The 24,069-nt window shown below is 74.3% G+C and carries 16 protein-coding genes; 8 read left to right on the top strand and 8 right to left on the bottom strand.

Features of this window, described 5'->3' with window-relative positions; genetic code table 11:
* Positions 1-229 precede the first annotated feature (229 nt).
* Positions 230-1,462: a CaiB/BaiF CoA transferase family protein gene (locus ACZ5GT_RS23350; protein WP_469028908.1), complete on the top strand. Its 1,233-nt coding sequence runs from the start codon at positions 230-232 to the stop codon at positions 1,460-1,462.
* Positions 1,459-2,265, top strand: coding sequence for an enoyl-CoA hydratase/isomerase family protein (locus ACZ5GT_RS23345; RefSeq protein ID WP_469028903.1), 807 nt, complete (start codon positions 1,459-1,461; stop codon positions 2,263-2,265). The genes ACZ5GT_RS23350 and ACZ5GT_RS23345 overlap by 4 nt, the downstream gene beginning before the upstream one ends.
* Before the next feature lie 21 nt (positions 2,266-2,286).
* Here ACZ5GT_RS23345 and helR read toward each other — a convergent pair whose 3' ends face one another.
* Together helR and ACZ5GT_RS23335 are read right to left on the bottom strand one after the other, a co-directional pair.
* Positions 2,287-4,455, bottom strand: coding sequence for an RNA polymerase recycling motor ATPase HelR (helR, locus tag ACZ5GT_RS23340; protein ID WP_469028899.1), 2,169 nt, complete (start codon positions 4,453-4,455; stop codon positions 2,287-2,289).
* A gap of 256 nt (positions 4,456-4,711) precedes the next feature.
* Entirely contained in the window at positions 4,712-5,125 is a 414-nt protein-coding gene (locus tag ACZ5GT_RS23335) for a DUF6281 family protein (RefSeq protein ID WP_469028892.1), read from the bottom strand.
* Between the two features lie 286 nt (positions 5,126-5,411).
* Between ACZ5GT_RS23335 and ACZ5GT_RS23330 the strand changes: the two genes are divergently transcribed.
* Positions 5,412-6,020 (top strand): hypothetical protein, encoded by a 609-nt coding sequence (locus ACZ5GT_RS23330; RefSeq protein ID WP_469028885.1) that lies wholly within the window; start codon positions 5,412-5,414, stop codon positions 6,018-6,020.
* 259 nt (positions 6,021-6,279) lie between these two features.
* The gene (locus ACZ5GT_RS23325) at positions 6,280-9,246 is read left to right on the top strand and encodes an AfsR/SARP family transcriptional regulator (protein ID WP_469028882.1); all 2,967 of its coding nucleotides are present in this window, start codon (positions 6,280-6,282) and stop codon (positions 9,244-9,246) included.
* A 379-nt stretch (positions 9,247-9,625) separates the two neighbouring features.
* Here the strand turns inward: ACZ5GT_RS23325 and ACZ5GT_RS23320 are convergent, their stop codons facing one another.
* A complete protein-coding gene (locus tag ACZ5GT_RS23320) occupies positions 9,626-12,499 on the bottom strand; it encodes an AfsR/SARP family transcriptional regulator (RefSeq protein WP_469028878.1) in 2,874 nt (957 codons plus the stop codon).
* A gap of 254 nt (positions 12,500-12,753) precedes the next feature.
* Here ACZ5GT_RS23320 and ACZ5GT_RS23315 point away from each other — a divergent pair, with 254 nt between their 5' ends.
* The 4 genes from ACZ5GT_RS23315 (at position 12,754) to ACZ5GT_RS23300 (ending at position 17,894) form a co-directional block, all read left to right on the top strand.
* The gene (locus ACZ5GT_RS23315) at positions 12,754-13,824 is read left to right on the top strand and encodes an MvdC/MvdD family ATP grasp protein (protein WP_469028874.1); all 1,071 of its coding nucleotides are present in this window, start codon (positions 12,754-12,756) and stop codon (positions 13,822-13,824) included.
* Positions 13,821-14,903 (top strand): TIGR04500 family putative peptide maturation system protein, encoded by a 1,083-nt coding sequence (locus ACZ5GT_RS23310; RefSeq protein WP_469028869.1) that lies wholly within the window; start codon positions 13,821-13,823, stop codon positions 14,901-14,903. The genes ACZ5GT_RS23315 and ACZ5GT_RS23310 overlap by 4 nt, the downstream gene beginning before the upstream one ends.
* A gap of 232 nt (positions 14,904-15,135) precedes the next feature.
* Positions 15,136-17,241 (top strand): LamG domain-containing protein, encoded by a 2,106-nt coding sequence (locus tag ACZ5GT_RS23305; protein ID WP_469028866.1) that lies wholly within the window; start codon positions 15,136-15,138, stop codon positions 17,239-17,241.
* Between the two features lie 110 nt (positions 17,242-17,351).
* Complete coding sequence (locus ACZ5GT_RS23300; RefSeq protein ID WP_469028859.1) at positions 17,352-17,894, top strand: DUF1707 SHOCT-like domain-containing protein; 543 nt, start codon at positions 17,352-17,354, stop codon at positions 17,892-17,894.
* A gap of 57 nt (positions 17,895-17,951) precedes the next feature.
* Here ACZ5GT_RS23300 and ACZ5GT_RS23295 read toward each other — a convergent pair whose 3' ends face one another.
* The 5 genes from ACZ5GT_RS23295 to ACZ5GT_RS23275 form a co-directional block, all read right to left on the bottom strand.
* A complete protein-coding gene (locus tag ACZ5GT_RS23295; RefSeq protein ID WP_469028853.1) occupies positions 17,952-18,653 on the bottom strand; it encodes a hypothetical protein in 702 nt (233 codons plus the stop codon).
* Between the two features lie 148 nt (positions 18,654-18,801).
* A complete protein-coding gene (locus ACZ5GT_RS23290; protein WP_469028848.1) occupies positions 18,802-19,911 on the bottom strand; it encodes a hypothetical protein in 1,110 nt (369 codons plus the stop codon).
* Positions 19,912-20,036: 125 nt separating this feature from the next.
* Positions 20,037-21,092 carry a porin PorA family protein gene (locus ACZ5GT_RS23285; RefSeq protein WP_469028845.1) on the bottom strand — a complete coding sequence of 352 codons (1,056 nt, stop codon included), beginning with the start codon at positions 21,090-21,092 and terminating at the stop codon, positions 20,037-20,039.
* A 23-nt stretch (positions 21,093-21,115) separates the two neighbouring features.
* The gene (locus ACZ5GT_RS23280) at positions 21,116-21,592 is read right to left on the bottom strand and encodes a (2Fe-2S)-binding protein (RefSeq protein WP_469028838.1); all 477 of its coding nucleotides are present in this window, start codon (positions 21,590-21,592) and stop codon (positions 21,116-21,118) included.
* 14 nt (positions 21,593-21,606) lie between these two features.
* Positions 21,607-23,880, bottom strand: coding sequence for a molybdopterin cofactor-binding domain-containing protein (locus ACZ5GT_RS23275; RefSeq protein ID WP_469028834.1), 2,274 nt, complete (start codon positions 23,878-23,880; stop codon positions 21,607-21,609).
* Positions 23,881-24,069: the final 189 nt, after the last annotated feature.

Here is a 24,069-nt window from a genome sequence, read left to right as displayed (position 1 = left end):
CCGCACGCCTGTGGCTGCCCACCATCGGCCGGGCGCCTGTGGCTGCCCACTGTCGGCCGGCCATCGCCGGTCGCCCGCCTCCGGCCGCCGCCGAGGTATCGACGGCGCGCCCCGTCCGGCTCGGGCCGGGGCCTGCCCCTGCCGCACGACCCCCGGCCACCCCCGGCCCCCGGCGACCGCGCCGCCTGCCCCAGTCCCCCGAACCACCAGCACGAAGGGTTCCTCCGTCATGTCCTCAACCGCCGCCCCGCCGCCCGACCACGACAGCCCCGCCTCCGGCGCCCTGCACGGCATCCGGGTGCTCGACCTCTCGCGCATCCTGTCCGGGCCGCTGGCCACCATGGTCCTGGCCGACCTCGGAGCCGAGGTGATCAAGGTCGAGAACACCGGGACGGGCGACGACACCCGCCAGTGGGGCCCGCCCTTCCAGGGCGACCAGGCCGCCTACTTCCTGTCCGCCAACCGCAACAAGCGCGGCATCGCCCTGGACCTGAAGTCCGCGGAGGGCCGCGAGGTGGCCCTCCGCCTGGCCGACCGCGCGGACGTGCTGGTGGAGAACTTCCGCCCCGGCACCGCCGCCCGCCTGGGCCTCGGCCACGAGGAACTCGCGGCACGCAACCCGCGCCTGGTGTACGCGTCGATCTCCGGCTACGGCCAGACCGGCCCGTGGGCGTCGCAGCCCGGCTACGACGCCATCGCCCAGGCGCAGAGCGGCATGATGAGCATCACCGGCGAGCCCGGCCGAGCGCCGGTGCGGCCGGGCGTGGCCACCGCGGACATCGGCGCGGGCATGTGGGCCGTCATCGGCATCCTCGCCGCGCTGCAGGCGCGCCGGACGACCGGGCGCGGGCAGCTCGTGGACGTGTCCCTGCTGGACGGGCAGCTCGCCTGGCTCAGCTACGTCGCCCAGGGCTGGTTCGCCTCCGGGCAGCCGCCCCGCCCGCACGGCTCCGCCCACCCCACGATCGTTCCCTACCAGGCACTGCCCACCGCCGACGGGCACCTCATGGTCGCCGTCGGCAACGACAAGCTCTGGCGGCTGTTCGCCGAGACGGTGGACCTCGCCGACCTCGCCGACGACCCGCGGTTCGCCACCAACCCCGACCGGGTCCGCAACCGCGACCGGCTCATCCCGCTGCTGGAGACCGCCCTGGCGCGCCGCGGCCGCGACGAGTGGGCCAAATCGCTGGAGGCGGCGGGGGTGCCGTGCGCGCCGATCGCCACCGTCGCCGAGGCGCTGTCCGGCCCGCAGGCGGCCGCCCGCTCCATGGTCGCCGAACTGGACCACCCCACCCTCGGCCCGCTGCGCACGGTCGGCTCGCCGCTCAAGCTCAGCGACACCCCGGTCCGACTGCGCACCGCCGCACCCCTGCACGGCCAGCACACCGACGACGTCCTCGCCGACATCGGCTACACGGATGCCGAGATCGCCGCGCTGCGCGCCGCCGGAGCGGTTCGGTGACCGGCTCCGCGGCCGTCGTGCTGCGCCGGGAGGGCCCGGTGGCCCGGATCGAGATCGGCAGCGGCCGGCGGGCCAACGCGCTCGGCGTCGGCGGCTGGCGTGCCCTCGCCGAACTCGCCGAGAACCTCGCCGGGGACCCGTCCCTGGGCGCGGTGGTCCTCACCGGGCGCGGCGCGACGACGTTCAGCGCCGGATCCGACATGCGGGAGTGGCTCGGAGCGGACCCTGAATGCATCGACGACGCCTTCGCCGTCATGGAGGAGGCCCTGACCGCCGTCGAGCGCCTGCCGGTGCCGGTCGTCGCCCAGGTCCAGGGGGCGGCGGTCGGCGCGGGCTGCCAGCTGGCCTGCGCCTGCGACCTGCGGGTCGTCGCCGACGAGGCATACCTGGGCATGCCCGTCGCGCGCTGGGGCATCCTGGTGCCGCCCGGCTTCGCCGCCCGCCTGGCCCTCCTCACCGGCCCGGCCCGCGCCCGGGACCTGCTCTACACGGGACGCCTGGTCGACGGCGCCGAGGCCGTCCGCCTGGGGCTGGCCACGCTCAGTGTGCCAGCGGCCGAGCTGACCGCCGCCACCGACCGGCTGCTCGCGGCGATCACGGCCCACCCTCCCGCCGCGATCCGCGCCGCCAAGCACTCCATGGACCGACTGCTCGAGCCGGCCCGCGACCACGTGCGCAAGCTCCCGCCCGGCCCGAGCGCCGACTACGCCAGCATGCAGACCGGCCTCTCCCGGTTCCTGTCCCGCCTCACCACCGCCGGGAGCGGGCCGGCCCCGGAGGTCCACGGCGCGGCGGGGAAGTGAGACGTCCGGTGGTCCCCGGCCTCAGGCACTGGTGAGGACGACGAGGCGCTGGGTCGCCCGGGTCATCGCGACGTAGCGGTCGACCGCTCCCTCGATGCCGTCGCCGAACCTCTCCGGCTCGACGAGGACGACCAGGTCGAACTCGAGCCCCTTCGCCAGCTCCGGGGACAGGGACCGGACGCGGGCAGTCGGCCGGAACGCGGGATCGCCGATGACGCAGGCGATCCCGTCGGCGTTCGAGCTGAGCCAGGCGCCGAGGATCGCGTCCAGGTCCGCGACGGAGCCGTGCTCGACGGCGACGCCGGTGCCGCGCACGGAGACCGGCACGTTGGCGTCCGGTAGCGCGGCCCGGATGACCGGCTCGGCCTCCGCCATGACCTCCCGCGGCGTACGGTAGTTGATGCTCAGGGAGGCCAGCCGGATCCGGTCGAACCCGACCCGCTCGAGCCGTTCCTGCCACGACTCGGTGAACCCGTGCCGGGCCTGGGCACGGTCCCCGACGACGGTGAAACTCCGCGACGGACACCGCGTCAGCAGCATCTGCCACTCCGCGTCGGTCAGCTCCTGCGCCTCGTCCACGACGACGTGCGCGAACGGGCCGGCCAGCAGATCCGGGTCGACGGTGGGCAGTTCGGACTCGTCGACCAGGCTGACCTGGGCGTCCGCACCGCGCAACATCGTCACCAGGCCTTCGCCGTCGTCACCGTCGGCGCCGGAGTTGGCCACGGCCTCGATCAGGGTGTCCACGACCCGCGTCATACGCTCGCGCTGGGCGGCGAGGACGGCCTCCTGCCGGCGCTTGCGCCGGGCCGTCTCCGGATCGCCGAGCCGCTGCCGCGCCGCGTCCAGCAACGGCAGGTCGGACACCGTCCAGGCGCGGCCGTCCGCGCGCCGCAGCTTGCGCACCTCGTCGGGGCTCAGCCACGGGGCGCACAGGCGCAGGTAGGCGGGCACCGTCCACAGGTCCGACACCAGGTCGGCCGGTTCGAGCAGCGGCCAGGACCGGCCGAACGCCGTCAGCAGCTCCGTGTTCTGCCGCAGCGACCGCCGCAGCAGGCCGGGCGAGACCTCGCCGTCGTGCTTGTCCACCAGGATCGTGAGCAGTTCCTCCCAGACCTGGTGGCGCGCCTCGTTGTGCGGCGTTCCGGGTTCCGCGGCGTCGAAGGCCACGGCCCAGTCGTCGGCGCTCAGCCGGATGTCGGACCAGTGGGTGGTGACCGTCATCCCCTCGGTGGGCGGCTCCTCGTAGAACCTGACGGCCGTCTCGATCGCCCTGACCATGTCCGCGGAGGACTTCAGGCGGGCCACGTCCGGGTCGGCCTCGACGGCCGCCCCGGCGCCCTCGGCGACGAGGTCACGCAGGGTGCAGGTCTGCACGCCCTCCTCGCCGAGGCTGGGCAGAACGTCGGCGACGTAGGCGAGGTAGGGCCGGTGCGGGCCGACGAACAGCACGCCGCCCCGGCGGTGACCGAGCCGGGGGTCGGAGTGGAGCAGGTAGGCCGAGCGGTGCAGCGCGACGACGGTCTTGCCGGTGCCCGGACCGCCGTCGACGACGAGTGCGCCGCGGGATCCCGCGCGGATGACGGCGTCCTGGTCGGCCTGGATGGTGCCGAGGACGTCCCGCATCCGCGGCGACCGGGTGCCGCCCAGGCTGGCGATGAAGGCGGACTGGTCGTCGAGCGCGGCGTGCCGCTCCAGCCCGTCGGCGGTGAAGACCTCGTCCCAGTAGTCGCCGATCCGGCCGCGGGTCCAGCGGTACCTGCGCCGGCTCGCCAGCCCCATCGGGTTGGCGTGGGTGGCGCCGAAGAAGGGCTCGGCTGCGGGGGAGCGCCAGTCGACCAGCAGCCTGCGGCCCGTGCTGTCCCTGAGGCCGAGCCGGCCCACGTACACCGGCTCGGGGGCGTCCGTGCCGACCATGCGTCCGAGGCACAGGTCCAGACCGAAGCGGCGCAGTGCGCGCAGGCGCGCGCTCAGCCGGTGGATCTCCGCGTCCCGGTCCATCGCCTGCCGCCCCAGCCCGCCGGGTGCCCTGCGCTCGGCGTCGAGCCGGTCGGACAGCTCGGCGATCGTCTGCTCGAGGCACTCCGCGATGGCCGCGAAGTGCCGTTCGTCGTCGGCGATCAGCGCCGGGTCGGCCTTGGACGCGAGGCGGTCGGGAAGGTCGAACACGCTGGTGGTCAGCGGTTTCACGGGGTATCGGCTCCGATCTGGGCCGCACCGGACACGGTGCGCGGCGGCAAGGCGAGGGCAAGGCCGCGCAACGGCGGCGGCGGCGGCGATGGTGGTGGCTGTGACTGTGGCGTGGCCGTGGTGGTGGCCAGGCCGGTGATTGTGCGGCATCGACGGGGCCTTGCCGCAAGCCCCCCGGTGCGCTATACGTTGAGAGTGGCAGGGAGCGCGTGAACTCCTTGCCCTTCTCTTTTCCTCCTCTTCCCGACCGCCCCGGTCAGGAGCCGTTGATCAGCTTCTTGATCTCGGGCAGCCTCTTGCCCGAGTCGACATTGACGAAGATGACGTCGTCCCCGGCCGCCTGCTCCAACGCGATGGCGACGCTCGGGTCGACTCCGTCGACAGCGTAGGCGGTCGTCGGGGTCGGCGTCGTCCCGCGGTCGCTGTCGTCGCCCGGTGTGTCGTCGCACGGCGGAAGCGTGGCGGCACCGAGCTCGTCGCCGACGGTGAACCCCGCGACCTCCGTACCCGCGTACGTGCGCTTCTGATACACCACCACATACGCGCAGGACGACGCGGACCCACCGTCACCGCCGTCGCCCGACGCCGTGCAGCCGACGGCCGTCGCGGCCGTCACCGCCGCCAGCGCCCACGCTGATCCCGTTCTGCCGGTCGCGAGCAGAGCCCTCATCACCATGCCTCCTCATGCCGTAGCGGCTCAGATGTCCACGGACGCGGAGGCCGAACACGCTCCGAAAACGCGCCGGGCTCCATGACACCGACGCCGCGAAGACGGTGTTCGTTCGGAGACCTGACCGCCCGGATGTCTCGGCGGCGCTCGAATGTCGCACCGCCCGTCCAGTGCGTTCCCAGCCGGCTGCCAGTGCCGGCCCCCATCGTGGGCGGTGAGGCGGTCGCCTCGCAGCAGCCGCCCGGTGCGCCGGGCTTCACGGACGACGGGGAACGGGGAACGCCGCATGGACGAGACGGGGACGAAAGCGACGAAGGGGAACGTCCGGGTGGCCGGGAGCGGGGCAGCGCGGGGGATCCGGCGCGGTCTCGTGGCGGCGGCGGTTGTCGGCGGCGTGCTGCTCGCCTCGGGGTGCCGGACGGACGACGCCGCGATCGACGTGGAGGGCACCGGCCGCCCGTCGGCCGGGGCGTCCGCCGAGGGGGACGGGGCGGACACCGGGTCGGCCGGCGGCGGCCTGAGGGTCACGGGCGTGTCGCTGGCCGTCGTGCCCGCCAGTCTCACCGCGGTGAAGTGCAAGACGGCCGTGCCGGAGAGCTACCTGGCGGTCATCACCTTCGCCAAGGGCCACCGGGGAGGGAAGATCACCGTCCGCTACGGCGCGACCAGCAGCACGATGAAGGAGGAGACGCTGAGCGTCCCGGCCGGCAAGACGTCGCTGACCAAGAGCTTCTTCTACTCCGAGTACATCCTCGGCGACTCGCTCGCCGCCGCGCAGGTGAACGTGGTCGCGCCCAACCTCGTACAGTCGGCGACGGTTCGTCCCACGGGCATGTGCAGCTCCGGCGGCGCCTGGGACATGGGCACCGACAGCGGCGCCACGGGCGGCTACTGACCCGGCGGGCGGCCGGACCGTCCAAGGACTCGGGGCCTCGCACACCGCGAGGCCCCGAGCCCTTCGCCGTATGCCGTGGGCCGTCGGCCGTTCGCCGTATGCGGTGACGGCGGCTGTCGCGTCGATCCGGCGACCGGTATGTCACCTACACCCCTTACGTCCTCCACGCACCCTGCGTACCCGGTGATCCCACTGTCGCCGGGAACCGCCGCCGTCTGGCACGCTATGCGCCAGAACTGTGAGAAAAGGCGGGGCATCGGTGGACATACAGGTCGGTGTGCTGGGGCCGATGACGGCCACGGTCTCGGGCCGGCACACCGGCCTCGGCGGTCTGCGGCAGCGCGCCGTCCTCGCCGTGCTGGTCGCCGCGCGCGGCCGCCTGGTCCCGGAGGACCGGCTGCGCGCCGACGCCTGGGGCCAGACGCGCAGCGCGTCCGCGGCCACCCTCCACTCCTACGTCGGCGAACTGCGCAAGCTGCTGGAACCCGGCCGCCCCGCCCGGCAGCCCGCCCGGGTCCTGGTGCGCGAGGGCGTCGGCTACGCGCTGCGGCTGGACGCGGAGGCGGTGGACGCCGAGCGGTTCACCGTGCTGACCGAACGCGGGCAGCGCCTCCTCCAGCGCGGCGACGCCGCCGAGGCGGTGGCGGCGTTGCGCGAGGGACTCGCCCTGTGGCGGGGCCCGGCCTACGCGGAGTTCGCCGACGCCGGCTTCGCCCTGCCGGAGATCGCCCGCCTGGACGGTCTGCGCCTGGCCGCCCACGAGGATCTGTACGCCGCCGAACTGTCGGCGGGCCGGCACGCCGTGATCGTCGGCGACCTGGAGAAGCACACGGCCGAGCATCCCCTGAGCGAACGCGGCTGGGAGCTGCTGGCGCTGGCCCTGTACCGGTCAGGGCGCCAGGGCGACGCGCTGGGCGCCCTGCGCACCGCACGGCGCACCCTCGCCGAGGAACTGGGCGTCGACCCCGGCCCCGGGCTGCGGCGGCTGGAGACGGCCGTCCTCGCACAGGACGACGACCTCGCCGCGCCCCCCTCGGCCCGGCCGACGCCGATCGCGTCGCGGCCCGCGGCCCGGCCGTCACCGGCGGACCCGGACGGTCCGGCGGCGGCGCCCTCGGCCGCGCGGCCGTCCGAAACCCCGAACGCCGCCGCCGCGCGCCGGTCGCTGCACACGCCCGGCACGCCGCTGGTCGGCCGGGACCACGACATCGCCGAGGTCGCCGTGCTGCTGCGGCGGCCGGAACACCGGCTGGTGACGCTCACCGGGACGGGCGGGGTGGGCAAGACCCGGCTGTCCGTGGCGGTGAGCCGGCGGCTGACGGACGACTTCCCCGACGGGATCGTCTTCGTGGCGCTCGCCTCGGTGCGCGACCCCGCGCTGGTGCTGTCCGCCGTCGGCCACGCCGTCGCGCCCGGAGCACAGGAGGGGCTGGACGTCGAGGCTCTGGTCGTCGACCAGGTGCGCGGCCGGCGGATGCTGCTCGTGCTCGACAACTTCGAGCACGTCGTCGACGCCGCCCCGGCGGTGGCCCGCCTGGTCGCCGCGTGCCCGCTGCTGAGCGTGCTGGTGACGAGCCGGGCGGCGCTCCGCGTCCGGGACGAGACCGTCCACCCGGTCCACCCCCTGGACCTGCCGTCCGGCTCGCGGACGGACCCGGAGGCCGTCGCGTCGGCCTCCGCGGTGCGGCTGTTCGTCGAACGCGCCCGCGCGGTGGCGCCCGGGTTCGCGCTCACCCCGGACAACGCCCCGGTCGTGGCCGCCGTCTGCGAGCGGCTCGCCGGCATCCCGCTGGCCCTGGAGATCGCCGCGGTCAAGGTCCGTTTCCTGCCGCCGCCGCTGCTGCTCGCCCGGCTCGACGAGGCGATGGCCGCGGACGGGGCACGGGACCTGCCCGACCGGCAGCGGACCATGCGCGCCACCCTCGACTGGAGCTACGGCCTGCTCGGCGAGCCCGAACAACGGCTGTTCCGGCGGCTGGGGGCCTTCTCCGACAGCTTCACCCTGGAGGCCGCGGAGGCCGTCGGCTCCGGCCCGGACGGTGACGACCCCGTGCTCGGGCCGCTGGCGGAGCTGGTGGAGCAGTCGCTCGTCGTCACGGTCACCGACCGGGACGGCCTGTTCCGCTACCGCATGCTCGAACCGGTGGCCCAGTACGCCCGGACCCACCTCGCCCGCGGCCGTGCGGAGGCCTGGGCGGCCGGTCACGCCCACGCCGTCTGCTTCCTGGAGCTGGCCGAGCGGGCCGCCCTGGAGCACATGGGCGCCGACCAGGTGCGCTGGCTGGAGGTGACCGACGCCGAGCACGGCAACATGACCCGGGCGATCCACTGGGCGCTCAGCGAGGGCTCGCCCGAGACCGCGGGACGGCTGGGCTGGGCACTGTGGCTGTACTGGTGGCTGCGGGGGGACCTGCTGCTCGGCCGCCGCGCGCTGGAGGCGACCCTGGAACAGCCGCTGCCCGCCGGGCTGCGCTCCCGGGTGCGGTCCGCGGCCGCCGCGATGGCCTTCGCGCAGGGCGACTTCGCGGCCGCCGGCCTCTGGTGGGAGCAGGCGTACGCGGACGGGGAGGCCGCGCAGGACGCGACGGCGCGGGCGCACTCCCTGCCAGGCATCGGACTGGTCGCGCTCGCCGAAGGCGATCCGGGGAAGGCCGCGGCCCTGTTCCGCGAGTCGATCCCGCTGGCGGAGCGGGCCGGTGATACGGGTCCGTGGCTGTGGTCGCTGATCCATGTGTGGCTCGGCACGGCGATCATGATGGAGACCGGGCCCGCGGACGCCGTCCCGTACATCGAGCTCGGGCTCGCCTCCGCGCGCAGCCGCGGCGACCGCCTGGCGATCTACGTCGCGCTGTTCAACCTCTCCCAGGCCAGGATCCACGAGGGCGACCACGAGCGGGCCAGGGAGCACCTGGAGGAGGGCGTGCGCCTGTCGGAACAGACGCGCGACCTGGCCAACCTGGCCTACTTCCTCGACGCGCTGGCGGTCGTGGAGGACGCCGCCGGGGACGCCGTACGCGTGGCGACGCTGCTGGGCGCCGCACAGTCCCTGCGCGAGTCCGTGGGCTCCCCGGTCTACGGCTACTACCAGCCGGACGACTCGCTGCGCGACGCCGCGGCCGCCAACGCCCGCGAGGCGCTGGGGGACCAGGCCTTCGACGAGGCCGTCGCCGTGGGCCGCTCGTTCGCGCTCGGCGAGACCGTCGCCTACGCCGTCCGCCGCTCCTGACCGGCGGCCGGAAGGCCCCGCCGGGCGGGCGGGAGAGCAGTGCCGTCCCGCCGCCACTCCGTGGACGCCGGCTCGTGCGAGCAGCGGGGAGGCGTCTCCAGTCGGTTCCCAGGTGATCACCGGCGGTCGGCGGCACTGTCCGAATGAGTCCCGGCTTCCCGGCGCCGCCCCCCGTACGGCGCCGGAATGCCGGTCGCGGCACGGCGGCGAAGGGTGCCGATGAGAGGTTTCGCCGCCTGCCATGTCCCCAGGGTGTCCGCCGGGTCTGGGAAGCGGCTGGGAACCGGATCGGAAACGGAGGATCCGATTCCAGAGAGATTCCAGGCAGGCGCGTCCGACCCCCCGTACATCCGGCGCCCCGCACACCCGGCGGCCGTCCTCATCCCAGGAGATCCAGCAGGTCCCGGACGTACGCCGTCGCCTCGGCGCGCGCCATCCCGCGCCCCTCGGCGAACCGCGCGTCGAACTCCTCCGCGCTGAGCGCCGCCCGGACGGCCTCGGCGTTGCGCGGTCCGTCCAGCGGGTCCATCCGCTCCGGGAAGAAGCCGATCCGCCCGCCGATCGCCGCCACCGTGCCCAGCAGCCCGGCGCCGTCCTCGGGGCGGCCCAGCATCGTCAGGCAGCCCGCGAGCGAGTGCAGACCGACCAGCCATGAGGTGACGTCCCACTCCTCGTACAACTCCTGCACCAACTCCCGGGCGCGGCGCAGCAGATGGTCCCGGTCGCCCAGGTCCATCGCGATCTTCAGGCCGATCCAGGTGGACGACAGCGCGGCCCACTCGTGCCCGGACGCGTGGGCCGCCGACACCGCACGCACGATCAGCGCGTCGGCCGCCGCCAGGTCGCCGCTCGCCCGGGCGACCTGCCCGAGCACCATCAGCGCCTCGGCCTCCACCCACGGCTGGGCCGCCTCGCGGGCCAGCGCGAGCGCCCGCTCGCCGAACTCGGCCGCGCCCGCCACGTCGCCGGTCGCGGCGAGGAAGTAGGCGCGGTAGCACAGCACCAGCGCACGCTGCTCGGGATCGTCCGCCTCCAGGGCGAACGACTGCGCCGCGTCCAGGGCGGCGCCCGCGGACGGCAGGTCGCCCGAGAGGTAGTGCAGCACCGCCTTGCCGATGTAGCCCCGGGCGTACAGCGCGGGCTCGGCCGGCGGCGCCTCCGCGAGCCCGCGGGTGAGCCAGTCCAGGCCCTCGCCGACATGCCCGCGCCGGTAGAAGAACCAGTACAGCTCGGTCGCGATGCGCAGGGCGACGGCCGGCTCGCCGGCCGCGAACGCCGACGCGATCGCGGTGCGGAAGTTCGGCAGCTCCGCCTCCAGGCGGCCGAGCCAGCGGGAGGTGTCGGCGCTGCGCGCCCGGCGGCCGGCCTCCTCGGCGAACTGTTCGGCCCACGCCCGGTGGCGGGCGGCCACCTCGCGGCGTTCTCCGTCGGCCAGCTGCCGGTCGCCGTAGTGGCGCAGTGTCTCCAGCATGCGGTAGCGGCGCGGCTCGGTGCCCGGCTCGACCGTCACCAGCGACTTGGCGACCAGGCCGGTGATCCGCGACAGCGCGGCGGTGTCCCCGGTCACCCGGCGTGCGGCGTCCAGGTCGAAGCTGCCCGCGAACACGCTGAGCCGGTCGAAGAAGCGCCGCTCGGCGGGGTCGAGGGACTCGTGGCTCCAGGCGACGGCCGCCTCGAGCGAGCGGTGCCGCCGCGGCGCGGTGCGGGTGCCGCCGCTGAGCAGCGCGAAGCGATCGTCCAAGTGGTCGGCGATCTGCCGCACCGACAGGGTACGGCTGTGCGCGGCGGCGAGCTCGATCGCCAGCGGCATGCCGTCGAGCGCGCGGCACACCTCGGCGAGCGTCACGAGTTCCTCGGCGGAGGGCTGCCAGGTGGGCACGAGGGTGCGGGCACGGTCGCGGAAGAGGCGGACGGCCTCGGAGTCGGGGCCGTCCGCGGCCAGCGGTGGCAGGTCGAGCACGGCCTCGCCGGCGATCCGCAGGGGCTCCCGGCTGGTGGCGAGCACCCGCAGCTCCGGACACTGCTCCAGCAGCGACTCCACGAGTGCGGCGGCGGCGTCGATGACGTGCTCGCAGTTGTCCAGCACGAGCAGGGCGCTGCGGCCGGCCAGGGCCGGGGCCAGCGAGCGGGCGGAGTCCGCGCCCGCCAGGCCGAGCACGGAGCCGATCGCGTGCGGCAGGTCGGCCGGGTCCGTGACGGTCGTCAGCTCGACGAGCCAGGGACCGTCGAGGTCGTCGCGGGCCGCCGCGGCCTCGTTGGCGAGCCTGGTCTTGCCCATGCCGCCCGGTCCGACGACGGAGACCAGCCGGTGTTCGTCCAGCAGCGCCCGCAGGCCCGCCAACTGCTCCCGGCGGCCGACGAAGCTGGAGACGTGCCGGGGCAGGTTGCGGGTGCGGTCGGAGGCGGACGCCGTACGCACCGGCTCCGGGCCGGACCCGGTGCGCGCGGCCGGGGCGAACGTCGCCGCGACGGGCCCGGGCAGGTCCAGCGACGGGGACTGCGCGAGGACGTCCGCCTCCAGCCTGCGCAGCTCCGGGCCCGGGTCGGCGCCGAGCTCCTCCACCAGCCGCTCCCGCACGGTGCGCAGCGCGGCGAGCGCGTCGCCCTGCCGCCCGCACCGGTACAGCGCCAGAGCCAGCAGCGACCACGTCCGCTCCCGCAGCGGGTACTCGTCGGCGTGGGCCTGCAGGGCGGCGACGGCCGTCACGTGCTCGCCCTGCCGCAGGGCGCACGCGAAGCGGTCCTCCCGGGCGGCCAGTCGCAGCGCCTCCAGCCGCACCACCTCGGGGCGGGCGAACGCGGCGTCGCGGCAGTCGGCGTAGGCGGGGCCGCGCCACAGCCGTTCCGCGGCGTCCAGTTCCTCGGCGGCGCGGGCCGGGTCGCCGGCGGCCAGGGCGCGGCTGCCGAGCTGGGCGTGCTGGGTGAAACGTTCGGCGTCCACGGCCTCCGGCGGCACGCGCAGCACATAGCCGGGGCCCTGCCGCACCAGCAGCGTGGACGGCGCGCGGGCCGCGCGGTCCGGTTCCAGGGCCCGGCGCAGCGAGGCGACGTAGCCGTGCAGGGTGGTGACGGCGCTCGCGGGCGGCGCGCCCTCCCACAGCTCGTCGACGATCCGGTCCGCGCTGACCATCCGGCCTCGCTCGGACACCAGCAGGGCGAGGAGCGAGCGGGGCACCCGGCCGCCGAGCGCGGCGGACGCGCCGTCCACGTCCGCACTGATGCGTCCCAGTACCCCCAGGCTGATGTCGGTCATGCGTCCCCTCGCCGGTCGTCTTCCCGTGAGCTTCTTGCCTGCGGCTGGCAACCCACTGGGGAAGGGCGCCCCGGCTCGCTGCCAGTGGCTTCCCAGTCAGATCCGTGAGTGTTCCTCCCGTGGCCGACGCCAGGCCCGCAGCAGCGAGTACTGCTGGAACACCTGATCCGACGGTCCGGGCGGGCGCACTCCGGCCCGCCCGCCCGGTACCCGCCCGGATCCGGAACGCACAGCGCGGCCGAGGAGCCCACACCATGATCCTGATCATCAGCGACCCGCAGGACGTCACGGTCCGCTTCGTGCTCCCGCACCTGGAGCGGTTCGGCGCCGAGGTGCTGTGGTGGAACGAGGACCGCTTCCCGGCGGAGAGCCGCCTGACCTTCCAGGTGCGAGGCGGGCTCCCCCGCGCGCTGCTGCACACCGGCGGCGCCACCCACGACCTCGCCGACGTGACCGCGGTGTGGGTACACCGCCCCGGACCCGCCCACACGGCGGACAGCGTCCGGGAACCGACACACCGCGCCTGGGCGGAGCACGTCTCGACGTACTTCCTGCGCGGCCTGAAGGAGATCCTGCCGGCGCGCCGCTGGATGCCCGGACCGGTATCGCGCGCCGCCGTCGCCGGCAACAGGCTGGTCAGCCTGACCCGCGCGGCCGAGCTGGGCTTCACCGTCCCGGACACCCTGGTCACCAACGACCCGGACGAACTGGTGCCCGCCTGGGAGACCGCCGGCGGACGCCTGATCAGCAAGGCGCTGACCTGCCACGACGTCCGTGTCGACGGCGAGCGCCACCACATGCACACCGTGCCGGTGCACCGCCGCGACCTCGCCGGACGCGCCCGCATCCGCCACGCCCCGGTGATCCTCCAGCCCGACGTGCCCAAGCGGGTCGAGCTGCGGGTCACCGTCGTCGGGGGAGAGGTGTTCGCAGCCGAGACCGACTCGCAGGCCTCCCGCACCGACTCGCAGGCCTCCCTCACCGACTCGCGGGCCTCCCGCACCACCGCTCAGGACCGGCGCCACCACCGGGACGCCGCCGTCGCCTGCCGCGAGCACCGGCTGCCCGACGAGGTCCGGCGGCGCTGCGTGGCCCTCGTCGAGTCGCTCGGACTGTCCTACGGCGCCATCGACCTGATCCTCACGCCCGACGGCGACTACGTCTTCCTGGAGATCGACGTCAACGGCCGGTGGGGCTGGGTGGAGACGCTCACCGGCATGCCCATCGCCCACGCCGTCGCCGACTGGCTCAGCGCCGATGAACCCGCCCGCGGCTCCGCCGCCCCGACCGCACCCGACCAGCCCGCGAAGGTTGTGACGCCATGACCCCCGCCCCCGCCCCCGCCGTCCCGGCCGCCGCCGCGCCGCTCACGCCGGCCCCGGCCCTGTCCTTCGACGCCGCCCTCGCCGAGGCCGTCACCCTGCTGCGCGCCCTGCCGCGCCGCCGCGAGAGCCTGCCCGGCGCCCGCCGCACCGCCGAGCACTGGGCCGCGGACGTGCGCCGCCGCGGCGGGCCCGCCGCCGTGCTCGTCGTCGACGAGCCGCCGGGCACCCCGCTGGTCGACTACGACCTGCTCATCGACCACCCCGACGGCGGCTGCGTCGCCGTCAACTCCCAGCCGGAGGACGGCCTGCCGTGGGCCGTCGACCACTCCACCCACTGGGCGGCCGGCCGGGTGCTCACCGTCGACGGGCTGCACTCGGTGTCCATCCCCGCGGCGCTGTACGTCCTGCGGGCCGCGGGCCTGCCCGACCGCACCCTGCACGACCGGCTGGTGGACCACGTCCTGCTGCTCGCGGACGCCCACGCCGACCCCGAGCCGGCGACCCCGGCCGAGGTCCAGGCCGCCGTGGACGACTTCCGCCGCCGCCTCGGCCTGCACAGCCGCGACGCGCTGTTCGCCTGGCTCGACTCGCTCGGCCTCACCCACGCCGCGTTCGACCGGCAGATGACCGAGGAGGCGCTGGTGGCCCGGCTCCGCCGCCGCATCGCCGAGAGCCAGGCCCGCGACCATCTGCGCACCCACGAAAGGGACTTCGAGCACGTCCACGCCGTATGGGCCACCGCACGGCAGGCCGCGCTCCTGGCCCCGCTCGCCGAGGCCGGCAGTGCCGAGGAGTTCGCCGTGTTCGCCCGCGCGGCGGCCGACGCGGGCGCGCCGCTGCGCGTGACCACCGGCACGAGCCTGCCCGACGGCCTGCCGCTCCCGCTGCGCGACCTCGCGGCGGGCACGCTCGTCCCCCGGCCCGTCCGGCACGACGGCGAACTCCTCGTCGGCGCCGTCCTCTCCCGCCGTCCCGCGCCCCACGACGACGACACCCTCGCAGCGGCGGGCCGCGCGGCCGTCGCCGCATGGCTGGCCGAACGCCGCTCCCGCGCCCAGATCACCTGGCACTGGCTCTGACCCGCCCACCGGCCCGCCCCGGCCGCCGCGCGGTCCGCGCGGCGTTCGGCTCACCCTGCGGGGCGGCCCGCACCGCGCCGGACTCCGGCGGCGCCGATATTCCGGACGGCTTGTCAGTGGCCCCTGTTAGCTTGATCCGGCACGTGTGACTCATGTGATCCACGTGCCTGAACGGCTGACAGGGGAGGAACACTTGACCAGGTTACGAGGGGCGAGCAGACACAGAGGGATCGTGGTGGCGAGCTGCACGGCGGCGCTGCTGGCCATGGGCGGCGGCACGGCGTACGCGGTGGACAACCTGCCGCCCAAGCAGCCGCTCGTCGAGAACCTCAAGTCCGACAGCAAGGCGTGCGGGACGGGCGACGCCACGGCGTACGTCTCGGCGCCGCCCAGGCTGAGCGCCGTACTGTACGACCCGGAGGAGGACAACCAGCCGTCCGAATCCAGCCCTGTCACGGGCGAGTTCGAAGCCTGGTGGACCGACGCGGCGGGGGCGGAGCAGCGCCGCGCCTACACTTCGGCAACGTTGTCGTCGGGCTCGCGCTGGTACTGGCAGATGCCGGACGACATCCCGGCGGACACCGTCATCTCCTGGCACGTCCGCGCCGACGACGGCGAGGCGACCTCCGCGTGGAGCGACGAGGGCGACGGCTCGGTCTGCTCGTTCGTGTACGACGACGTGAGCCCCGAGAAGCCGACGGTCAGTTCCCCCGAATACCCGGAAGAGCAGTTCTGGACGGACGGAGTGGGCGTTTACGGTCACTTCACCGTGGACTCGCCCTCCGACGACGTGGTGTCGTACACGTACGAACTCCTGGGCGCCCCCTACGGAACCGTCGCCGCCCCGCGGCCGGGAGCGGCCGTGACCATCCCCTATCTGCCGCTCACCGAAGGGGTCAAGTGGCTGACGGTCCGCGCCGTCGACCGCTCGGGGCGCAGCAGCGGGGAGACGCGGTACGACTTCAGCGTGAAGGCCGGCCGCGCACCCGTCGCCCGCTGGAAGCTGGACGACCTCGCGGGCTCCGGCTCGGCCGCCGCCGAGACGGGCACCGCCGCCCGTGCCGGCACCGGCGTGACCTTCGGCGGTCCCGCGCCCAGCGGCACCGCGGCCACCGCCACGGCCGCCCTCGACGGCAGCGCGCACGGCTTCCTCACCCCGGACGCCCCGGCCACCGACATCCGCGACACCTTCGCCGTCAGCGCCTGGGTGCGGCCCGCCGAAACCGACCGGAACATGACCGTCGCCAGCCAGGACGCGGACGGCGAGCCCGGGTTCGTCCTCGGGCTGCGCAGCCGGGACTCCGGCTCCGCCTGGTCGTTCTCGATCGGAGACGCGCGGGTGTCCGGCGGCGCCCCCGAGACCGGCGAGTGGGCCCACCTGCTGGGGCTGTACGACGCGGAGACGGGCCTTGCTCACCTGTACGTCAACGGCCATGAGACCGGCACCGCCGTGCCGGCGTCTCCCGACGAGGCGTCCGGAGCGTTCCAGATCGGGCGTGCCAGGGACACGGCCGGCTACCGTGACCGGTGGCACGGCGACATCGGCGACGTACGGGTCCACGACCGGGTCGTGGTGCCGAAGGAGGTAGCCGAACTGGCGCTGCGCAAAGCGAAGTCGCTCGGTCGCTGGTCGTTCGAGACCGCGACGGACGGCACGAGCCCCGAGCAGTCGGACGGCCCGCCGCTGCGGCTCGGCACCGGGGCCTCGATCTACCGGGGCTCCGACGGCTCCTGCATCCCCGAACTCGACCCCGACTGCCCCTACGTGCCGCCGGCCCTGGTCGGCGACGGGCACCTGACCCTGGACGGCGAGACCGGTCACGCCGCCGCCGACGGGCCCGTGGTGGACACCGCGGACAGCTTCACCCTGGGTGTCGTCGTACGCCTCGCCGACGCCGAGCCCGCCCACCCGATGACCGTGCTGTCGCAGTCCGGCGAGCACACCGACGCCTTCAGGGTGCGTTACGAGCCGTCCACGCACGCCTGGCAGCTGGTGATGCCCGAGAAGGACGAGGCGGGAGCGCCCGAACAGGTGGTCTCACAGATCGAGGCCGCCGACGGAGGCGAAGGGCAGGGCCATCGCCTCGCCGTGGTCTACGACGACGCCACCGACACGATCAAGCTGTACCTCGACGGCATCACCAACGCCCAGGCGACCGCGACCCTGCCCGACGGCTGGCACAGCGCCGGCGCCCTCCAGGTCGGCCGGGCGAAGACCGGCGACGGCTGGGGCGAGTACCTGCACGGCGACGTGGACGAGGTGCAGGCCTACTCCGGAGCGTTCAGGGACCAGGACATCCCCTTCCTGGGGATGGGCACGGAGTACTGCCCGTGCTGACGGAGCCGCGCCGACCGCGGTGACGTGACGTCAGGACGGCCCGCGCGAAACCGGGTTCGCGCGGGCCGTTCCGCTCCGCCCGTTGCCGCGACGCCCACTAGAGTGGGACGGTGACCTCCCTGCCGGAAAACCCGTCGCCCCCGCTCGGTGAAGACGACCGCGACACGGCCGTCCGGCGTGTGCAGGAGGCGTACGCCGCCGGGCACCTCTCGCACGAGGAGATGGACGAACGTCTCCAGCGGGCGCTGACCGCCAGGACGCACGGCGAGCTTTCGCCGGTCCTGGCCTCGCTCCCCGCGCAGAACACGGGCACGACGTCCGTCATCGCCGCCGCCGGAGGACGGATCACGCGGCGCGGCCCCTGGCGGGTGCCGCGGACCCTCAAGGTCGAGTCCGCGTACGGACGTGTTCACCTGGACCTGTCCGAGGCGGTCATCGAGCACCCGGTGGTCGACATCGAACTGCAGCTCGGCACCGGCAAAGCCACGATCACGGTGCCTCGCGACGCGATCGTCGACTTCGACGGTCTGCGCACCGGGTGGAAGGACACGCGCTACAAGGCCCGGCAGCGCTCCCGCTCCGGTGGGTCGACGATCCGGATCTCCGGCGCCATGGAGTTCGGACGGCTGACGATCCGTCACGCGCGTCGCTGACGCCGGCCGGGACACCCGGCCGGCGTCAGGAGCACCCGCCGGGCGATCAGCCCTGTCTCACCTGGCGATCGGGCTGCGGCCGAAGGACAGGCCGAGGAACGCCACCGCGAGCCACAGGGGGCCCACGATGCCCTGGAAACCGGGCAGACCGGTGGCGGCCACGAAGCCCGTCACCACCAGCACGGGCAGCACGCTGACCGCGCCGATCCAGCGCGAGACCGTGCGCTCCCGCAGCCCCATCCAGGCGATCGCGCCGGCGGCGACCACGACGCCGAGCCAGCCGATGAAGCTGCCGAAGTCGTTGAGCATGAACAGCACGTACAGGCCCGAGCGGTCGAAGGCGCCCGCGTCCATGCCTCCGGGCAGGTAGACGGCCAGGGCGCCCTTCCAGCCGTAGCCGAGGGTCAGCGCGGCCGCGGACGCCGTCAGGGCGCCGCTGACCACATGGGCCGCCGTACTGCCGGGCACCTGCGGCTCGACCCGGCGCCGCCACGCCCCGGCCAGCACCAGCAGCAGCCCCACGACGAGGAATCCGGCGACGATGCTCGCGTGCGCCTTCGTCTGCGAGATGTCCGAGATCACCGCCGAGGTGTTGCCTCCGGGGCGCTCCTCGGGGTGGATGTCGGTGACGAGCGTGGCCACCGCGCCGAGCAGTCCGGCGGCGACGCCGAACAGCGGCCAGCGGGCGCGCCTTGACGATCCGTCGGGCGCGGGAGCGGGGGCGGTCCGGACGGCGGATGCGGCATCGGTGGCAGTCATGGTGATGTCTCCTCGGGAAGCGGCGCGGGACCGGTAGGGACCGGACTCGGTACGCACGTACTCTCGCCCGCCGCGCTGGGAAGGCACCGGGAGAACACTGGCGGTGCGGAAGACCTGAGGCCGCCTCACCCCCTGCCTCCGACCCCGCTCACGACGCGACGAACAGGCCTGCCCAGAACAGCACGAACGCCGTCCAGAAGAAGCCCTCCGCGAGCCCGCGGAGCCACCGCAGCGGACCGCGGTCCACGTCTCCGGCGAGGCCGGCGCCCAGACGGAAGGCGACCGCCAGCGCCAGCGTCGCCAGCATGCCGACATAGATCCGCACGACCGCCTCGGTGCCGTCCGGCCGCACGGCCACGAACACCAGCAACAGCCCGGTGAGCAGGGCCGTCACGCCGAAGATCGCCAGCGCGGTCCGTGCCGCGGCGCTGCGGCCCGGCGACGAACCCGTCACCGGCCGGGCCGGACCCGGCCGGGGCGCGGCCGGCCCGCCGCCCGGCCCGCCGTTCTCGTGCGCGCGGCGCAGCGGATGCGACTTGGGCAGCTCGTCGTAGTCCAGCAGCCCGGCGCGGACGGCGAGGGTGTCCTGTTCGGGCGAGGCGGCCTTGTGCTCGCCCTTGAGGCCCCGCCGTCCGCGTGCCTGAGTCAGGACCGGCCGGCCGCCGCCGACGGGAGACAGCACGCCGCCGAACCGCGGGTCCCCCGCGAACCACGCCTCCTGCTGACCGCCGTCGGCGCCGAACGCCTCGGCCAGGACGCCCGGGGCGCACGGTGACCGGACGGAGGAGTTCAGCGGGCCGGGCCCCGGGACGCCGTGCACCCACACACGCCCGGCGACATCGGGATCGGCCAGCCGGAAGAACGGGCCCCGCCACTTGCGGGCGGAGACCCGGTCCGCCTGGTCACCCGGACCCGCCCCCCACTCCAGCGAACACAGCCGCCACGGGTAGTGCTCCAGGATCAGCCGTGCCCTGCGGGCGTTGACCGAGGCGTGCCGGCAGTGCCACCGGTGGACGGGCACGACGACGACCAGGGCCGTCCCGGCCGCCACGGCGACGAGCCACCGGGGCACGCCCAGCGCGCCGCACAGCCCCGACACCACGGCGACGAGCGCGTAGGGGCCGAGGTGGCGCAGGTGGTGCAGCGCTCTGGACCGGAGCCAGGCCCGGCGCGTGGCAGAGCACGCGAACGCGGTCTCCTTCCCGGGCGGCACACCGAACGCCCCGCTGTGCCCAGCGCCTCCGCTCGTTGACGGCATAGGACTTCCTGTCTCTCGTCTCCGCTGTCACGGGCGGCCCTGGGAACCGCCCGTGACATGGTGCGGACCGCGACTGGGAAACCGCTGGGGACGGTGCTGTTCGGCGGGCGCCTACTGCCGGGCCCCTACTGCGGCTCGGAGGCCGTCACCGGGGATGCGGGGGCGGTGGGGGCGGAGGCGGCGTCCGGCCGTCGGTTCCGCCGCAGCACGGCGATCAGCAGGAGCACGGCGGCGAGCCCGAGCAGGGCGAGCGGTGCCACGTCCTTCAGGAGGGTCAGCGTCAGGCCCGCCGAGGCCGCCGTGTCGCCGAGGTCCTTTGCGCTCGCGGGAGTGATGCGGAAGGTGAAGGCGGACACCGGCAGCAGCGTGGCCGGCTCGCCGCCCACGGCGGCGGTCGCCACGACGCTTCTGGTCACCGACTGGTCGATGGCGACGCCGGTCTGCCGGTCGACGTAGGCGACCAGCGTCGACCGGCCCTGGTAGCCGAGCGGCACGGGGTCGGGCAGCGCGGACAGCGCCGCGGGCGTGAAGCGGGCCCGGGTCGTGGCGTCGAGACCGGGCAGCAGGCCCGCGACGAGCTTCTTGGGCAGGGCGGGCGGCAGCGGTTCGAGCACGGCGGGGTCCTTGACCGGTGCCGAGACCGTGATCCGGTAGACGTTCACCGTGCGGCCTTCGCGCTTCGTCGACCCGGTGTAGTGCACCGGCACGATCGACCGGGTCGTCGGATCGTAGTACTCGTAGGAGTCGTCCCGTGCGGGGTTCGGCGGGAAGGCCGAACTGAGCGCGCCCCGGGAGGGTTCCACGGCCGTCGAGGCGGGTGGTGAGGTTCCCTTCCTGCTCTGTCTGTCGAGGGCGTACGTCTGCGAGCCGGGCAGGGTCTGCCCGCCGACGTGGATCTTCGTCGCGTCCTCGAGCACGGCCGTGTCGCCGTGGGTGGATGTGACCCGCACCCGTCGGTCGACGGTGACGGGGAGGCCGGACCGGAATGCGTGGGCGGTGTCTCCGGACTGCAGGGCCTTGCTGTCGAGCAGTGTGGCCTTTCCGGCGTAGTGCACGGTCTGGTCGGCGTCACCGGGCAGCTTGGTCGCGTACGGGACGACGACGAAGCGGACGACCGCCGCGAGGGCGAGCAGGGTGACGGCCAGGGCGGTCAGCACGATCGATGGACGACGGGCGGACATGCAGTTTCCCCTCACTGGTCTCGTCACATGTCCGCGGAGCCGGCCTTGATGGCTTCGCGGATGCGGGGGTAGGTGCCGCAGCGGCAGATGTTGCGGATGCCGTCGAGGTCGGCGTCGGTGATGTCGCGGCCCTCCTCGGCCACCCGGCGCACGAGCGCGACGGCGGCCATGATCTGGCCGGGCTGGCAGTAGCCGCACTGGGCCACGTCCTGGTCGAGCCAGGCCCGCTGCATCGGGTGCAGGTCCGCGCCCACCGTGGCCGGCAGTCCCTCGATCGTGGTGACCTCGTCGGTCGGCCGGAGGTCCTTCACGGGCACCGCGCAGGGGTTGACGGCGTGGCCGTTGAGATGGCTGGTGCACGCCTTGCAGACGTTGATGCCGCATCCGTACTTCGGTCCGGTGACGCCGAGGACGTCGCGCAGGACCCACAGGAGCCGCACGTCGTCGGCGACGTCGACGGTGACCTGCTCGCCGTTGAGGCGGAACGTGTGCTGGGGCACGGGTTCTCCAGGTGTCAGCGGACGTGGTCCAGGCCGTCGGTGGGTGACGCCGGAACGGGAGGGATCGTGGGCTTGGGTTCGAAGGAGAGGGTGCCGTGGTTGATCGGGAAGCTGGTGGGCATCGCGCCCGTGGCCCGGCCGTACGCGCAGGCGACAGCGGCCATCGAGGCGGCGACGCCCAGCTCCCCGGCCCCGCCGGGCTCCCCGGTGCTGGTGGGCATGACGACGATCTCCAGCTCGGGAGGGGTGTTCCACTGCCGGGTGTAGAAGTAGTTGTCCCAGCTGGCTTCCAGGAAGTACCCGTCGCGCAGGTGCAGGCTGGAGGTGAGGGTCTGGGCGATCCCGTCCATGACGCAGCCCATCATCTGGGCTTCCAGGCCGCGCGGGTTGACGGCGAGACCCACGTCGACGGCCAGCACCGCCTTGGTGACGCGCGGTCCGGCCACGCCGTCGCGGATCGGGCGGCCGACGGTCCCGGGACGGCAGTCGATCTCCACCAGCACCGCGCTGACGGCGTGGTACTCGGAGTGGAACGCGATGCCCTGCGCCATGCCGGCCGGCATCGCCCGGCCCCAGCCCCCGACTTCCGCGACCTTGTCCAACACCGCCCGGGACCGGTCGTCCTTGAGGAAGTCGCGCCGGAACCGGTAGGGGTCCTTGCCCATCCGGGCGGCGAGCTGGTCGACGAGGAGTTCCCGGGCGCAGGTGACGTCGGGGGAGTACACGTTGCGCATGCTGCCGGTGTTGAAGCCGTTGTCGGTCTCGTTCAGCAGCCGGCTGTTCTCGCCGAACCTGTAGGGCATCGACTGGGAGAGCTGGAAGAACGTCTCCGCGAACCCGATGTCGCCCACCGGCAGTTTCGCGGCCATGGCGGTGAAGATCTCTCCGAGGCCGTGGCTGAGGTCGGTGGCGACGCTGGTGTGCCGTTGCCGGTAGCTGAGGACGGTGTCGCCGAGGTAGGCGATGCGGACGCGGGAGGTGGCCATGGGGTGGGCGCGCCCCTGACGGGAGTCGTCGGCGCGGTGCCACATGAGCTTGACCGGTTTGCGGATCTTCTGGGAGACCTCGGCGGCCTCCAGCGCCGCGTCGAAGAAGAGTTTGCGGCCGAAGGAGCCGCCGCCCTCGGTGACATGAACGGTCACCGCACCGACCGGCAGGCCGAGCCCGGCGGCGATCGCCTCCTGCGCGACGATCGGCGCCTTGAGGCTCGACCAGATCTCGGCGCGGTCGGAACGCACGTCGGCTATCGCGCAGTTCGGTTCCAGCGCGCTGTTGCCGCGGAAGTGGAAGGTGAACCTGCCCTCCACGCTCGGCGTCAGCGGAGCAGGCCCCAACGGCAGTTCGGCGGCCCGCAGTTCCTCCAGGACGGACGCGTCGGACTTGCCTTCCGCGCTCCCCGGCTTCCAGGACACCCGCAGGGCGCGTACCGCGTCGATGCACTGGCCGAAGGTCGCCGCGCGCACCGCCACCCCGGTCGAGATCACCACGACGTCGGTGACCCCGGGCATGGCCAGGATCTCGGGCAGATCGGAGACCGGGCCGACCTTGCCGTTGATCGTCGGCGGACGGCACACCATGGTCGGCAGGGCGTCCGGGACGTCCAGGTCCAGCGTGAACTTCTTGCGCCCGGTGACCGCGGCGAGGGCGTCGACGCGGTTGTGCGGCTTTCCGATGACGGTGAACTCGTCACGCGGCTTGAGGTCCACGGCCACCTGCTCGGTGCGTACGCTCGCGGCCTTCTCGGCGAGCGTTCCGATGCCGGCGCTCCGGCCCCCGGGGCCGGTGACGACTCCGGCCCGCAACTCCAGGCCGCCGACGGTGACGCCCCATTCCTCCGCCGCCGCCCGCAGCAGCCGTGCCCGGGCGACGGCGGCGGCGACCCGGATCGGCGTGTACGTGGAGAGCGTCGTGTTCGATCCGCCGGTGAGCTGGTTGAACAGCAGCTCCGGGCGCGCGTCGGCCAGGGTGACGCGCACCCGTTCCACGGGCACGTCCAGTTCCTCGGCTATCAGCATGGCCGTCGACGTGGTGATGCCCTGGCCCACCTCGGCCCGCGGCAGCGCGAAGCCGACGGTGCCGTCCTTGTTCACCTCCACCGTGATCAGGCCGGAAGTCGGCGCGGCCGCCGCCGTCATCACGTCGTTGAGATCGACCAGTTCGGTGATCTCCGGCGAGGGGATGTCCGCCCGCGCCGGGCGCGCGGGGAGGAGTTCGGCCGCCGCCGTCAACGTCGGGGCGGCCAGTACGTATCCGAGGAACCGGCGTCTGGGCAGGGGCTCACTGGGCAAGGGTGGTTCACCGTCCCGTCCGGGGGCATGGTCGTGTTCGGTTCGCTGCGGGGTGGGGGGGGGGCGGTGGGGGGGGCCCCCCCCCCCTCCCGCGGTCCTTCCCCCCCCCCCCGGGGGGAGGGTGGGGTTTGGGGGGGTGGGGGGGATGGGACTCTCCCCCGGAAGGAAAAAAAAGAACAAACCGCGGCC

The organism is Streptomyces sp. NPDC031340, from assembly GCF_055569945.1.
This window is presented reverse-complemented; position numbering and strand designations above follow the sequence as displayed.

Excerpts from the sequence above, each read along its gene's own strand:
- ACZ5GT_RS23350 (WP_469028908.1), top strand. The coding sequence starts at position 230 with ATGTCCTCAACCGCCGCCCCGCCGCCCGACCACGACAGCCCCGCCTCC.
- ACZ5GT_RS23335 (WP_469028892.1), bottom strand. The coding sequence starts at position 5,125 with ATGAGGGCTCTGCTCGCGACCGGCAGAACGGGATCAGCGTGGGCGCTG.
- ACZ5GT_RS23330 (WP_469028885.1), top strand. The coding sequence starts at position 5,412 with ATGGACGAGACGGGGACGAAAGCGACGAAGGGGAACGTCCGGGTGGCC.
- ACZ5GT_RS23320 (WP_469028878.1), bottom strand. The coding sequence starts at position 12,499 with ATGACCGACATCAGCCTGGGGGTACTGGGACGCATCAGTGCGGACGTG.
- ACZ5GT_RS23315 (WP_469028874.1), top strand. The coding sequence starts at position 12,754 with ATGATCCTGATCATCAGCGACCCGCAGGACGTCACGGTCCGCTTCGTG.
- ACZ5GT_RS23310 (WP_469028869.1), top strand. The coding sequence starts at position 13,821 with ATGACCCCCGCCCCCGCCCCCGCCGTCCCGGCCGCCGCCGCGCCGCTC.
- ACZ5GT_RS23295 (WP_469028853.1), bottom strand. The coding sequence starts at position 18,653 with ATGACTGCCACCGATGCCGCATCCGCCGTCCGGACCGCCCCCGCTCCC.
- ACZ5GT_RS23290 (WP_469028848.1), bottom strand. The coding sequence starts at position 19,911 with ATGCCGTCAACGAGCGGAGGCGCTGGGCACAGCGGGGCGTTCGGTGTG.
- ACZ5GT_RS23285 (WP_469028845.1), bottom strand. The coding sequence starts at position 21,092 with ATGTCCGCCCGTCGTCCATCGATCGTGCTGACCGCCCTGGCCGTCACC.